This window comes from Kitasatospora sp. NEAU-69, assembly GCF_057158765.1.
Genome location: NZ_JBWXUE010000026.1, coordinates 35,326 through 47,211 on the forward strand (window position 1 = coordinate 35,326; position 11,886 = coordinate 47,211).

Sequence of the window (11,886 nt, forward strand, 5' to 3'; positions counted from 1 at the left end):
GGGGCCTCCGCAATCGAACAGACGGGCTTTGGGCAGGTGGCGTGGCGTAGCGTGGTGAATTATGCGACTCGGTGTGCTCGACGTAGGTTCCAACACCGTCCACTTCCTGGTAGTGGACGCCCACCCCGGTGCCGCACCGCTGCCCGCTTACTCGCACAAGGCCGAGCTCCGGCTGGCCGAGCTGCTGGACGGGCAGGGTGCGATCAGCGAGGACGGTGTGGCACGGCTGATCGCCCATGTGGCGTCCTCACTGCGCGTGGCCGAGGACAAGGGCGTGGTGGACCTGCTGCCGTTCGCCACGTCGGCGGTCCGCGAGGCGGCGAACGGCGAGGCCGTGCTGAAGCGGGTGCAGGACGAGACCGGCGTCGAGTTGCAGGTGCTCTCGGGCCAGGACGAGGCCCGGCTGACCTTCCTGGCCGTGCGCCGCTGGTTCGGCTGGTCCTCCGGGCGGCTGCTGGACCTGGACATCGGCGGCGGCTCGCTGGAGATCGCCTGCGGCATCGACGAGCAGCCGGACGCCGCGTTCTCGCTGCCGCTGGGCGCCGGCCGGCTGACCGCGGCCTGGCTGGCCGACGACCTGCCGGATCCGGAGGCGGTGCGCGAGCTGCGCCGGCACATCCGGGCCGAGATCGGCACCGTGGTCGGCGAGGTGGCCAGACTCGGCCCGCCCGACCACGCGGTCGCGACCTCCAAGACCTTCAAGCAGCTGGCCCGGATGACCGGTGCCGCGCCCGCCGAGGCGGGCCTGCGGGTGCCGCGCAAGCTCACCCGCAGCGGGTTGGCCGCCTGGGTGCCGCGGCTGGCCGCGATGACGACGGCCGAGCGGGCGCGGATCCCCGGCGTCTCCGAGGGGCGGGCCAGACAGCTGCTGGCCGGCGCACTGGTGGCGGACGGCGCGATGGACCTGTTCGGCCTGGAAGAGCTCGACATCTGTCCCTGGGCACTGCGCGAGGGCATCATCCTGCGCCGGCTGGACGGCATGGACGGGCATTAGGCCCTGTCCGACTGAGAGCTGGGGTGGACCGCCCGGCGAACCCCGCCGGGCGGTCCACCCGTCTACCCTGTTTCCCGTGGAGGACGAGGACCCGGACGACCCGCAGCAGCCCGGCGATCGCCCGCGGCGCCGGCGCGCCGCGCGGATGGGCGGAGCCGGCGCAGCCCGTCCGCCACGCCCGGTGCGGGCCCGCAAGCGGGTCGCACACCGGCCCCCGCTGCTGCGCACCACCGACCGGCTGGTGCTGCCGCCCCACCCCGGGCTGCACATCCCGGACACCAAGATCGCGCTGTCCACCGCCTCGGTCTACCCCGACAACACCGCCGTCGCCTTCGAACTCGCCGCCAAGCTCGGCTACGACGGCGTGGAGGTGATGGTCTGGAACGACCCGGTCAGCCAGGACCTGGACGCGCTGCGCGCGCTCGCCGACAAGCACCAGCTGCCGATCCTCGCCGTGCACGCGCCCTGCCTGCTGATCACCCAGCGGGTCTGGAGCACCGACCCGTGGACCAAGCTGAAGCGGGCCCGGGCCGCCGCCGAGACGCTCGGCGCCGACACCGTGGTGGTGCACCCGCCGTTCCGCTGGCAGCGGCAGTACGCCCGCGAGTTCGTCCGGGGCATCGACCGGATGGCGGGCGAGACGGCGGTCCGGTTCGCGGTGGAGAACATGTACCCGTGGCGCTACCGGGACCGCGAGATGCTCGCCTACGCACCCGGCTGGGACGTCACCGACGAGGAGTACCGGCACTTCACCATCGACCTCTCGCACGTCTCGACCTCGCGGATCGACGCCTTCGAGATGGCCGACCGGATGGGTGAGCGGCTGGCCCACGTGCACCTGGCCGACGGCTCGGGCTCCGGCAAGGACGAGCACCTGATCCCCGGGCGCGGCAACCAGCCGTGCGCCGAACTGCTGGAGCGGCTCGCCCGCACCGGCTTCGACGGGCACGTGGTGCTGGAGGTCAACACCCGGCGCTCCGGCTCGCCCGCCGAGCGCGAGGCCGATCTGGCCGAGGCGCTCGCCTTCACCCGGCTGCACCTGGCGACACCCTCACGCGTACGCTGACCAGGGAGAGCGACTGCATGGGAGGCAGGGCATGACGGACCTTCAGCACATTGCGCACGCCAACTCGTTCGGCGCGGTGGCGGAGCAGTACGACCGGGCCAGGCCGTCTTACCCGGCGGAGCTGCTGGACGAGGTCGAGCGCCTGTCGGGCCGCCGGCTGCGCGATTCGGACGTGCTGGACGTGGGCGCCGGCACCGGCATCGCCACCCGGCTGCTGCGCGAGCGCGGCGCCCGGGTGATCGCGGTGGAGCCGAGCGACGGGATGGCCGCCCAGCTGCACGCCGTCACCCCGGAGATCCCCGTGGTCAAGGGCGTCGGCGACGAGCTGCCGTTCCACGACGCGAGCGCCGACCTGATCACCTACGCGCAGGCCTTCCACTGGACCGACCCGGAGAAGTCGATCCCCGAGGCGATCCGGGTGCTGCGCCCGGGCGGCGCGCTGGTGCTCTTCTGGAACCTCAAGGACCGCTCGGTCGGCTGGCTCGGCGAGCAGGAGCGGCGGCACGCGGCCGCGCTGCCCGACTACCACTACTACGGAGTGATGAACGCGGGCACCGAGCAACTGGACCGGTACGAGCTGGGCGTCACCAAGGTCCAGCTGCGCTGGGAGCGCACCATCACGGTCGACGACGTGATCACCGACCTGCGCTCGAAGTCGTACTTCGCGGTCGCCGAGCCCGGTCTGCGCGAGTCGGTGCTGGCCGACGAGCGGGAGTGGCTGAGCGGGCTGTTCCCCGACGACCGGGTGGTCGAGCCGTACACGGTGGACCTGACGGTGGCCGTCAAGCCGCTGTGAGCCGGAGCTGCCTGGAAGGGCTGACCGGCATGCGGACGGTGCGTCCGGCGGGCGGGACTCAGGCGTAGGCTCAGTGGTTAACCACCCCTGGGAATAGGAGTAATTCCGTGCCCGAGCTGAAGTCCCGAACGGTCACCCACGGTCGCAACATGGCGGGCGCCCGAGCGCTGCTCCGGGCCGCCGGCGTAGCCCGCGAGGACTTCGGCAAGCCGATCATCGCGGTGGCCAACTCCTTCACCGAGTTCGTGCCCGGCCACACCCACCTCCAGCCGGTCGGCCGGATCGTCTCGGAGGCGATCCAGGCGGCCGGCGGCATCGCCCGCGAGTTCAACACGATCGCGGTGGACGACGGCATCGCGATGGGCCACCACGGCATGCTCTACTCGCTGCCCTCGCGCGACCTGATCGCGGACAGCGTGGAGTACATGGTCAGCGCGCACTGCGCGGACGCGCTGATCTGCATCTCCAACTGCGACAAGATCACCCCCGGCATGCTGATGGCCGCGCTGCGCCTCAACATCCCGACCGTCTTCGTCTCGGGCGGCCCGATGGAGGCCGGCCAGGCGGTGCTGGTCGATGGCACCGTGCGCAAGCTCGACCTGGTGAACGCGATCTCCGACGCGGTCAACGAGAACGTCTCCGACGCGGACATCGCGATCATCGAGGAGAACGCCTGCCCGACCTGCGGCTCGTGTTCGGGCATGTTCACCGCGAACTCGATGAACTGCCTGGCCGAGGCGATCGGCCTCGCGCTGCCCGGCAACGGCTCCACGCTGGCCACCCACACCGCCCGCCGGGCGCTGTACGAGGACGCCGGCCGGACCATCGTCGAGATCACCAAGCGCCACTACGACGGCGACGACTACTCGGTGCTGCCGCGCAGCATCGCCACCCGCGCTGCGTTCGAGAACGCGATGGCGCTGGACATCGCGATGGGCGGCTCGACCAACACGATCCTGCACCTGCTCGCCGCGGCGCAGGAGGCCGAGCTGGACTTCGACATGCGGGCCATCGACGCGATCTCGCGCCAGGTGCCGTGCCTGTCCAAGGTCGCGCCGAACGGCAAGTACTACATGGAGGACGTGCACCGGGCGGGCGGCATCCCGGCGATCCTCGGCGAGCTCTACCGCGGCGGGCTGCTGAACGAGGACGTGCACTCCGTGCACAGCGACTCGCTCGCCGAGTGGCTGAAGACCTGGGACATCCGCGGCGGCTCGCCCTCGCCGACCGCCGTCGAGCTGTTCCACGCCGCCCCCGGCTGCGTCCGCTCGGCGACCGCCTTCTCGCAGTCCGAGCGCTGGGACACGCTGGACACCGACGCCGCCGGCGGCTGCATCCGCAGCGTCGAGCACGCCTACTCGGTCGAGGGCGGCCTGGCGGTGCTCTACGGGAACCTGGCCGAGGACGGCTGCATCGTGAAGACGGCCGGTGTCGACGAGTCGATCTGGACGTTCAGCGGCCCCGCCGTGGTGCTGGAGTCGCAGGAGGACGCGGTGGACGCGATCCTGACCAAGCGCGTCAAGGAGGGCGACGTGGTGGTCATCCGCTACGAGGGCCCCAAGGGCGGCCCCGGCATGCAGGAGATGCTCTACCCGACCTCGTTCCTGAAGGGCCGGGGCCTGGGCAAGGCCTGCGCGCTGATCACCGACGGCCGGTTCTCCGGCGGCACCTCGGGCCTGTCGATCGGGCACGCCTCGCCGGAGGCGGCGTCCGGCGGCACGATCGCGCTGGTCGAGGACGGTGACGTGATCTCGATCGACATCCCCGGGCGCAAGGTCGAGCTGGAGGTCTCGTTCGAGGAGCTGCACGAGCGGCGGCTGAAGCTGGAGGCCGGCACCGGCTACCGCCCGGCCAACCGGGAGCGGCCGGTCAGCGCGGCGCTGAAGGCGTACGCGGCGATGGCCACCTCGGCGGACAAGGGCGCGGTGCGCGACGTCAGCCGGCTGGGCTGAGGCTGAGGCCGCTACCCGGACCGGGCCGACCGTGTCGCGCCGACCGCAGCCGGGCCGGCCGGGGTCGGGCCGACCGGAGTGACCGGCGGGGCTCGGGGATACTGGGGTGCGTGAGTGACCTGGCACCCTCCCCCGAGCCCATCCGCTTCTTCGGCACCAGCTGGGTGGACCGCGGCGGCGACTACTGGTTGCGCAGGGTCGCGGTGGCCGTCGGGGCGCTGCTGGCCACGGCCGCGGGCGCGCTGGTGCTGCGCTTCGCGGTCGGCGGGGTGCAGATGTCCAAGGCCGGCGGTTTCGTCTACGTCCTGCTGATCGCCGCGATCGCGGTCTGCTCCTGCCTGGCGGCGCTGCGCAACTGGAAGCAGCTCAGCGAGGGGCGGGACGCGCTGGAGGGCTGGATGGCCGAGGAGAAGTCGCTCGGCGCGGTCTGGCTGATCGGCTGCGTCGGGGCGGCGGGCGCGTACTTCGTCCGCAGCCTGGTCGAGGCGCCCGGCGAGTCGGTGAAGCGGGCGGCGTACGAACAGGCGAGCGCCCGGTACGCGAAGCGCAGGACCTCGCGTACCGGGCGGCCCGACAAGCGGCGCCGGGGTTAGACCCCTCTGATCAGGAGCGGGTCGGCTGCTCAGGGTCAGGAGCGCGTGACCGGCCCGCACTGGTCGGGCAGTGGCTTGCTGCGGTCGTACGGGTCGATGTTCGGGCCGGCGTCCGGGCTCGGGCGCGGGCCCGGGAGGAGCGGGGCGGTCCCGGGCGTCGGGAACACCGGCTCCAGCCAGCCGTTGCCCGGATCGCAGTAGCTGTTGCCCGCGTAGGAGAGCCACTGGCCCAGGCTCAGCTTCCCGGCGGCCGGGTCGGCGTCGTAGAAGCGGAAGTCGATGATCCGCCGGACCACCACCCTGGTGACCGTGGCGGTCGGCGCCGTTCCCCGCAGGGCCACCGTCTGGGCGCCGCCGCCGCCGACGTCCGCCGCCACGCCCGGCTGGTACTGCTGCGGGCCCGGCACCAGCGCGTAGACGAACGTGTAGTCGGTGTGCACCACGACGCCGTTGTGGCCGTCGCCCTCGACGGTCATCCGCCCCTGGACCCGCGGGATGTCCCCGGTCGGCACCGCGGTGTGCGGGTCGAACCGGCTGAACATGTAGGTCGGGTCGTGCAGCCGGTCGGGGTGGTCGAGTTCGCCCTGGAGCACCTGGGCGGACGCGGCGTCCAGCATCGCGAGTGCCGCCGCCGGCGGGCCACCGGTCAGCACCGCCGGGTCCAGGTTCGAGGCGACCAGGAAGTCGCGCACCGAGGCGAGCCGCTGCTGCAGCTGCGCGGCGGTGTAGGAGCCGGTCGCCTGCGCGGACGGCAGCGCGATCCCGGTCGCGCCCACCGGCCAGGTGTCGGCCGGCGACCCCGCCCACGGGTGCGCCACGGTCGCCACCTGCGGCGGCTCGGACGGCGGTGCGGCGGTCGGCTGCGCGGTCTCCGGTGACTCGGTCCGCGCCGAGGTGGGCAGGGCGACGATCTGTGGGCCGCGGTTGTTGAGGTACCAGCGGTGCAGGCCGTTGAAGTCGAGCGCGGCCATCACCAGCATGATGGCGAGCGCCACGGCGGACGCCGTCCGCCAGTCGCGGTCCGACTGGCGCGGCGTCCTGGCCGGCCGGCCGAACCAGCGCCGGCGCGGCTCGGCCGGCGGCCGCCAGGCCGGCGCCGCCGGGATGGGTGCGGGGGGTGCGGAAGGTGTGCGACGCTGCTGAGCAGCCTGGATCCGGGCGCGGCCGGACTGCTCCTTGACGGTGGCGGCCTTGACGAACTCCTCGTCCAGGACGAGGTTCTCGAAGGGATCGGGCTCCTCTGGGGTGGGCCCGCGGTCGGGCTCATCGGCTATCGGCACGTTGTCAGTATGCAGAGCCCGCCCGGTAGTTCGGCTACCGGGCGGGCGGGGGGCAGGTCAGGAGCGGCTGGCGGTACCGCACTTGCCGTCGTTGTCCGGCGTCATCGGCTTGCTGCGGTCGTACGGATCGACTGTGGGACCACCTTGCGGGGCTGCCGATCCACCGGCAAGCGGATGGAAATACGGCTCCAGCCAGCCGTCGTCGGAGTCGCAGTAGTTGTTCTCCCGATCGCCGTTCCAGTACTTGAGGTGCAGCTTTCCACTCTCGACGTTGTAGCGGTCCGGATCGTAGAAGCGGAAGTCCTCCACGCGCCGGACGATCTCGCGAGTGACCTCGGTGCTCGGGTCCAGTTCCAGCCAAGCCACCGACTGCCCGTTGTAGGAGGCGGAGGCGGAGGGGGAGGTCGGCGGGAGCGGCTTGAACTGCTCGGGGCCCGGTACGACGGCGTAGACGAAGCTGTAGTCGACGTGCACCGTGACCCCGTTCTCTCCGTCGCTGTCGTAGGTCATCCGGCCCTGGAGCTTGACCACGTCACCGGCCGGAACCGCGGTCTTCGGATTGAAGCGGCTGAAGAGGTTGACTGGGTTGTGCTCGGTGCTGGGGGAGGTCAGGTCCGGCTCGACGGCGCTGAGACTGATGCTGTCCAGCATCCCCAGGGCTGCCGTCGGCGTCCCGCCGGCGATGACCGCCGGGTCGAGGTTCGACGCCACCAGGAAGTCCTTGACCAGCTTCAGATCCGCCGTCACCTGGTCCTTGTCGAAGGCGCCGGTGTCCTGGGCCGGCGGCAGCACGATCGCGTCCGGGCCGGCCGGCCAGGACTCGGCGGGGGAGCCGGCCCACGGGTGGGCGACGGTGGGCGTCAGCGGGGCCTCGGTGGACGGCGCCGCGGTCGGCGCGGCCGTCTCCGGCGCCTGGGTGATCACCGGCTTCGGGGTCCACGGGGCCGCGATCGGGATGCCGGCGTCGGAGTGGCCGCCGAGGTGCTTCTGGTACCAGTCGTGCAGCCCGTTGGTGTTCAGCGCGGCGGCGACCACCGCGCCGGCGAGCAGCACGTAGACCGGCGTCTGCCAGTTCAGGCGCTTGCGCCGCTTCGGGTTGCCCCACGGATCGACCACCCGGGCCCGCCGCTGGAAGCGGCCGCGGCGGATCTCGGTCGGCGGCCGCCAGGCGGTGTCGGCCTGCGGCGGTTGGCGCTTCCACTTCGCGGCGAGCATCCGGGTCCGGCCGGACTGCTCCTTCACGGTGGCGTTCTTGACGAACTCCTCGTCGAGGACGAGGTTGTCGAACGGGTCTGGCTCCCCGGCGGGGGGTTGCGCATTGGGGTCTTCGGCTATCGGCACGCGGTCAGTATGCAGATCGGGCACGACAGTTCGCTCACCGGGCGCCCGGCTTGCGGATGCCCGGTGAGCGTTCTGTGCTGGTTGCGGCGTAGTTCGGCTGTTTCGGTCAGCTCCTTCGGGAGGCCTTGACCGAGCCCACGACACCGGCGATCACCAGCAGGACGCCGGCCGGCAGCAGTGAGGTGAAGAGTGCGCCGAACAGGCCCCAGCCGCCGAGTAGCGTGAGCACGATGGTGTTGAGGACGAGCAGCGAGCCCGCTGCGGGCAGCGCCGCCTGCCAGGGGTGGGCGTCGGCCCAGCGGCGCAGCCGGCGGTCGCCGGTGTCCCTGCGCAGCTGGCCGCCCACCGTGCCGACCAGGAAGAAGAAGAACAGGGCCAGCCCGGCGGGGCCGGCCAGGATGCTGGTGGACCAGTGCCCGGTCACCACGTCCACGCCAAGGGCGGCGGCGCCGACCACCGCGCCCACCGCCGCGGCCGACCGCCACGGCCCGGTGGTCGCCGAGGCGACGGCCAGCTGCCGGTTCTCGCGTCGCGACAAATCTCCGTGTCCCATGCCTCTACGGTGCTCCTCGCGGCGCCGCTGGGCCAGAGCGGCCGCCCCTGAGTTTTCCCCTAGGGCCTCTCTTTAACTAGAGAGGGCCTAGGGGGAGGCCGGGCTGCTGTTGGCGGGGGTGGCCGGCAGGCTGTCCTCCAGTTGGGGCCAGCCCCGGGAGCTCGCGTGCTCGGTGAGCTCCGGATCGATACCGACCACCCGCGGGTTGCCCACCACGCTCAAGGTGCGCAGTCCCTGGGCGTGGTCGACGTAGCCGAAGCAGCGGGCGGCGTCGAGGCCGAGCAGTGTGATCGTCTCGATCACGGCGGCGGGGCAGTTCTCACTGAAGGAGGGCTGGCCGGTCTTGAGGAGCAGGTCGGCGTCGACGCCGAGCGAGTCGGCGAGTAGCGGCAGCTCCGCCTCCGGGCCGACCATGACGACCAGGTCACCGGCCGAGCGGTGCCTGGCGGCAGCCTCCCGGAGGGCGTCCTGGCAGCGTTGGGACCGCGGACCGCAGCCCAGGTCAAAGAATGCCGCGCGCACGGTCTCAACCATGATCCTGTGATTCCCCCCTCGGGCAAGGCCGCGATCCCCGTTCCCCCGCGATGTCATGGACACCGGGCGGGCGGCCCGCGCCACGCCGCAAACGGGGGAGCTCCTCCGAAGATATCTCTTCTTTAAGCTGATCAGTCGAGAAGCCTTCGTTGTTTTTAATACCGGCTACAGAAGGTCACGAGATTCCGCCGATAGGACCAGGTCGGCGTGACGGTGCGTCAGATCGCGAAATTCACCAGTCCGATTGGTCCGAATCGCTCCGTCCTGGCTGATTGGCCCGGAGTCGTCCTGCCGCAACGGGTGCAAGGGCGAGGGTGATTCGTGAATGATAGTCCGATTTTCTTTGACATGACTGGGACAAGATGATCCTTTTGGATCGGAGAACGTGACGATAAGGACGGCATTCGACGGCCTACTTGACTCGCCTGTTGACAGCCTGTGACTCCTGTTGTTGAGTATTACTGGACAAGGTCGCCAACGTGGGGAAGCGAGATGGGTGGCGGAGAGATGGGGACCGTGGGGATCATCCTGGCTGGGGGGCGCGGCGAGCGGGCCAAGCCGATCACCCTGGAGTCCGCGGACTACATCCGCAGCAAGGCGCTGATCCCGTTCGTCGGCCGTCGGCTCATCGAGTGGGTCGTCGACGCCTGCCGTGAGCAGGGCATCAGACAGTTCTACGTGGTCGCGCAGGGGCTGGAGAACCGCAGCCAGATCAAGCTGCTGCTGGGCCACGGGGAGCGCTACGGCGTCGAGGTCCGGTACTCGAGGCCGAGCTTCGACCGCTACAACGTGGGTTCCGGCGCGGCGACCCTGCACAACCTGGAGGAGTGGGACCTGACGGGGCAGGCCCTGGTGCTCCCGGTGGACTCCGTCTTCGACTTCTCGCTGGCCGAGCTGGCCGCGACCCACCGGGCCACCGACGCGGTGGTCACGGTGGCCGCGGTGGCCCGGACACCCGAGGAGGTGGCCGGTAAGTACGGCGCGATGCAGGCCGACGAGCGCGGCCTGGTCTCGGGCTTCGTGGAGAAGCCCGGGCTGGACCGGATCCGGGACCTGTTCCCGGAGACCGCGAGCGACAGCAACGCGCTGATCCCGACCAACGCCGGCATGTACCTGGTGGACTGCGCCCGGCTGCGCCAGGCCGCCCGCGAGCCGGAACTGATGCGCCAGGCCCAGCAGCGGCTGGACTGGGGCGGTGACCTGCTGCCCGGGCTCGTCGGCCGCGGCCTGCCGGTCGCCTCGCACCACATCGCCCGACTCGGCGACCTCGGCAACGTCGAGGACTACCTGGTCACCCTGAAGGACGTGCTGACCGGCGACTATCCGCTGATGAACCAGCTGATGGCCGAGCCGCACTGTGCCTCGCCCCGCTACTGGATCCACGAGAGCTCACTGGCCACCCGCGACGACGTCACCGGCACCACGCTGGCCGACAAGATCGAGGACGGCAGTGTGGTGATAGGACCGGGCGTTCGGATCGGCCGCCACGTGGCGGTCGGCGCGGACGTCCGCTTGGAGTACGCCGACGTCGGCGACGGCGTCGAACTGCGCGAGGGAGCCCGGCTCAGCCGCAGCTCGTGCGGCGACGCGGCCGTGATCGGGCCGTACGCCGACCTCTCCGACACGTACGTCGGGCCGATGGTCGAGATCCAGTCGGACCGGCACAACCCGGTCCGCCTGGAGGGGTTCTCGGCGGTCGGCGACGGCGCCCGGCTCTGGCCGGGCTCGCGGCTCTCCGGGGTCAGCATCTACCCCCGGCTCAGGGTCCCGGCGCTCGCCAACCTTCCCTCGGGCACCCGCCTGACCAACTCGGACGACATCCTGCGCTGGGTCTGACCCGGCGGCCCCGCCCGACTACTCGCACAGCACGGCTCAGCTACAGCTCGGCTCAGAGATACGGCTCGGTTCAGCAAAAGCACGGCTCATCAGAGGAGAAGGCGATGGACAAACCGGTGGTGGTGGTCGGCGGAGCGGGACGGACCGGCCGGATCATCGTGCAGCGGCTCCTGGAACGCCGGGAAGCCGTTCGCGTGGTCGGCCGCAGTGCCCAGCACGCCCGGCGTCACCTGGCACCGGGGGCGGCGTTCAGCCAGGGGGACGTCCGGTCACCGGAAACCCTCACGCTGCCGCTCGCCGACTGCTCCGCGGTCGTGTACTGCGTCGAGCCGGGCACCGCGGACCGCGGCCCGGACCGACCCGAGACCACGCTCTACCAGGGCGTGCGCAACGTGCTGGCGGCGGCCACCGCCGGCGGCAACCGCCCGCACCTGGTGCTGATCAGCCAGCTGCACGCCACGCACCAGGGTCACCCGCTCAACGCCTACGGCCGGATGCTGGTCTGGCGCCTCGCCGGTGAGGAGGTGCTCCGCGAGTCGGGGCTGCCCTACACCGTGGTGCGCCCGGGCTGGCTGATCGACGACCACGAGGCGGGCCGCCGGGTGCGCCTGGAGCAGGGCGACCAGGGGGCGGGCCGGGTCTCCCGGAGCGATGTCGCGGAGGCCTGCGTGCAGGCGCTGTACACGCCGGCGGCCCGGGGGCTGACCTTCGAGATCTTCAACGAACCAGGCACGCCGTTCCTGTCCTGGAGCGAGGCTTTCGGCTCGCTCTCCTGGGACCGGACGCCGGTCGCCTGACCGATCGGCGGTCGAGGGGCACCTGCCCCGGAGCCGCTGCCCTCCGCCTGCACCCGTGCAGTGCCGACGGCGGAGAACGCGGCCGGAAAATATTCCCTTCGGGTGATTATTCCGGCCGGAATCCACAGTTCCGGGTGCACCATG

At 71.5% G+C, this 11,886-nt stretch carries 11 protein-coding genes; 7 read left to right on the top strand and 4 right to left on the bottom strand.

Features of this window, described 5'->3' with window-relative positions:
* Positions 1–61: 61 nt before the first annotated feature.
* From AC060L_RS26955 to AC060L_RS26975, 5 genes are all read left to right on the top strand, one after another.
* Complete coding sequence (locus tag AC060L_RS26955; RefSeq protein WP_483801525.1) at positions 62–994, top strand: Ppx/GppA family phosphatase; 933 nt, start codon at positions 62–64, stop codon at positions 992–994.
* Between the two features lie 262 nt (positions 995–1,256).
* The gene (locus AC060L_RS26960; RefSeq protein ID WP_483801604.1) at positions 1,257–2,060 is read left to right on the top strand and encodes a sugar phosphate isomerase/epimerase family protein; all 804 of its coding nucleotides are present in this window, start codon (positions 1,257–1,259) and stop codon (positions 2,058–2,060) included.
* A gap of 31 nt (positions 2,061–2,091) precedes the next feature.
* Positions 2,092–2,856: a class I SAM-dependent methyltransferase gene (locus tag AC060L_RS26965; RefSeq protein WP_483801526.1), complete on the top strand. Its 765-nt coding sequence runs from the start codon at positions 2,092–2,094 to the stop codon at positions 2,854–2,856.
* Between the two features lie 107 nt (positions 2,857–2,963).
* Complete coding sequence (ilvD, locus tag AC060L_RS26970; RefSeq protein ID WP_483801527.1) at positions 2,964–4,808, top strand: dihydroxy-acid dehydratase; 1,845 nt, start codon at positions 2,964–2,966, stop codon at positions 4,806–4,808.
* 110 nt (positions 4,809–4,918) lie between these two features.
* Entirely contained in the window at positions 4,919–5,401 is a 483-nt protein-coding gene (locus tag AC060L_RS26975; protein ID WP_483801528.1) for a hypothetical protein, read from the top strand.
* 35 nt (positions 5,402–5,436) lie between these two features.
* Here the strand turns inward: AC060L_RS26975 and AC060L_RS26980 are convergent, their stop codons facing one another.
* From AC060L_RS26980 to AC060L_RS26995, 4 genes are all read right to left on the bottom strand, one after another.
* A complete protein-coding gene (locus tag AC060L_RS26980) occupies positions 5,437–6,681 on the bottom strand; it encodes an SCO2583/SCO2584 N-terminal domain-containing protein (RefSeq protein WP_483801529.1) in 1,245 nt (414 codons plus the stop codon).
* A gap of 57 nt (positions 6,682–6,738) precedes the next feature.
* The gene (locus AC060L_RS26985) at positions 6,739–8,022 is read right to left on the bottom strand and encodes an SCO2583/SCO2584 N-terminal domain-containing protein (protein ID WP_483801530.1); all 1,284 of its coding nucleotides are present in this window, start codon (positions 8,020–8,022) and stop codon (positions 6,739–6,741) included.
* 106 nt (positions 8,023–8,128) lie between these two features.
* Positions 8,129–8,575 (bottom strand): hypothetical protein, encoded by a 447-nt coding sequence (locus AC060L_RS26990; protein WP_483801531.1) that lies wholly within the window; start codon positions 8,573–8,575, stop codon positions 8,129–8,131.
* A gap of 87 nt (positions 8,576–8,662) precedes the next feature.
* Entirely contained in the window at positions 8,663–9,109 is a 447-nt protein-coding gene (locus tag AC060L_RS26995; protein ID WP_483801532.1) for an HAD family hydrolase, read from the bottom strand.
* Between the two features lie 507 nt (positions 9,110–9,616).
* On the opposite strand from AC060L_RS26995, the gene AC060L_RS27000 reads away from it, so the two are divergent.
* Positions 9,617–10,945: a nucleotidyltransferase family protein gene (locus AC060L_RS27000; protein WP_483801533.1), complete on the top strand. Its 1,329-nt coding sequence runs from the start codon at positions 9,617–9,619 to the stop codon at positions 10,943–10,945.
* Between the two features lie 104 nt (positions 10,946–11,049).
* Complete coding sequence (locus AC060L_RS27005; RefSeq protein ID WP_483801534.1) at positions 11,050–11,742, top strand: SDR family oxidoreductase; 693 nt, start codon at positions 11,050–11,052, stop codon at positions 11,740–11,742.
* Positions 11,743–11,886: the final 144 nt, after the last annotated feature.

Coding starts and splice junctions, on each gene's coding strand:
- AC060L_RS26990 (WP_483801531.1), bottom strand. CDS start 8,575: ATGGGACACGGAGATTTGTCGCGACGCGAGAACCGGCAGCTGGCCGTC.
- AC060L_RS27005 (WP_483801534.1), top strand. CDS start 11,050: ATGGACAAACCGGTGGTGGTGGTCGGCGGAGCGGGACGGACCGGCCGG.
- AC060L_RS26995 (WP_483801532.1), bottom strand. CDS start 9,109: ATGGTTGAGACCGTGCGCGCGGCATTCTTTGACCTGGGCTGCGGTCCG.
- AC060L_RS27000 (WP_483801533.1), top strand. CDS start 9,617: ATGGGGACCGTGGGGATCATCCTGGCTGGGGGGCGCGGCGAGCGGGCC.
- AC060L_RS26955 (WP_483801525.1), top strand. CDS start 62: ATGCGACTCGGTGTGCTCGACGTAGGTTCCAACACCGTCCACTTCCTG.
- AC060L_RS26965 (WP_483801526.1), top strand. CDS start 2,092: ATGACGGACCTTCAGCACATTGCGCACGCCAACTCGTTCGGCGCGGTG.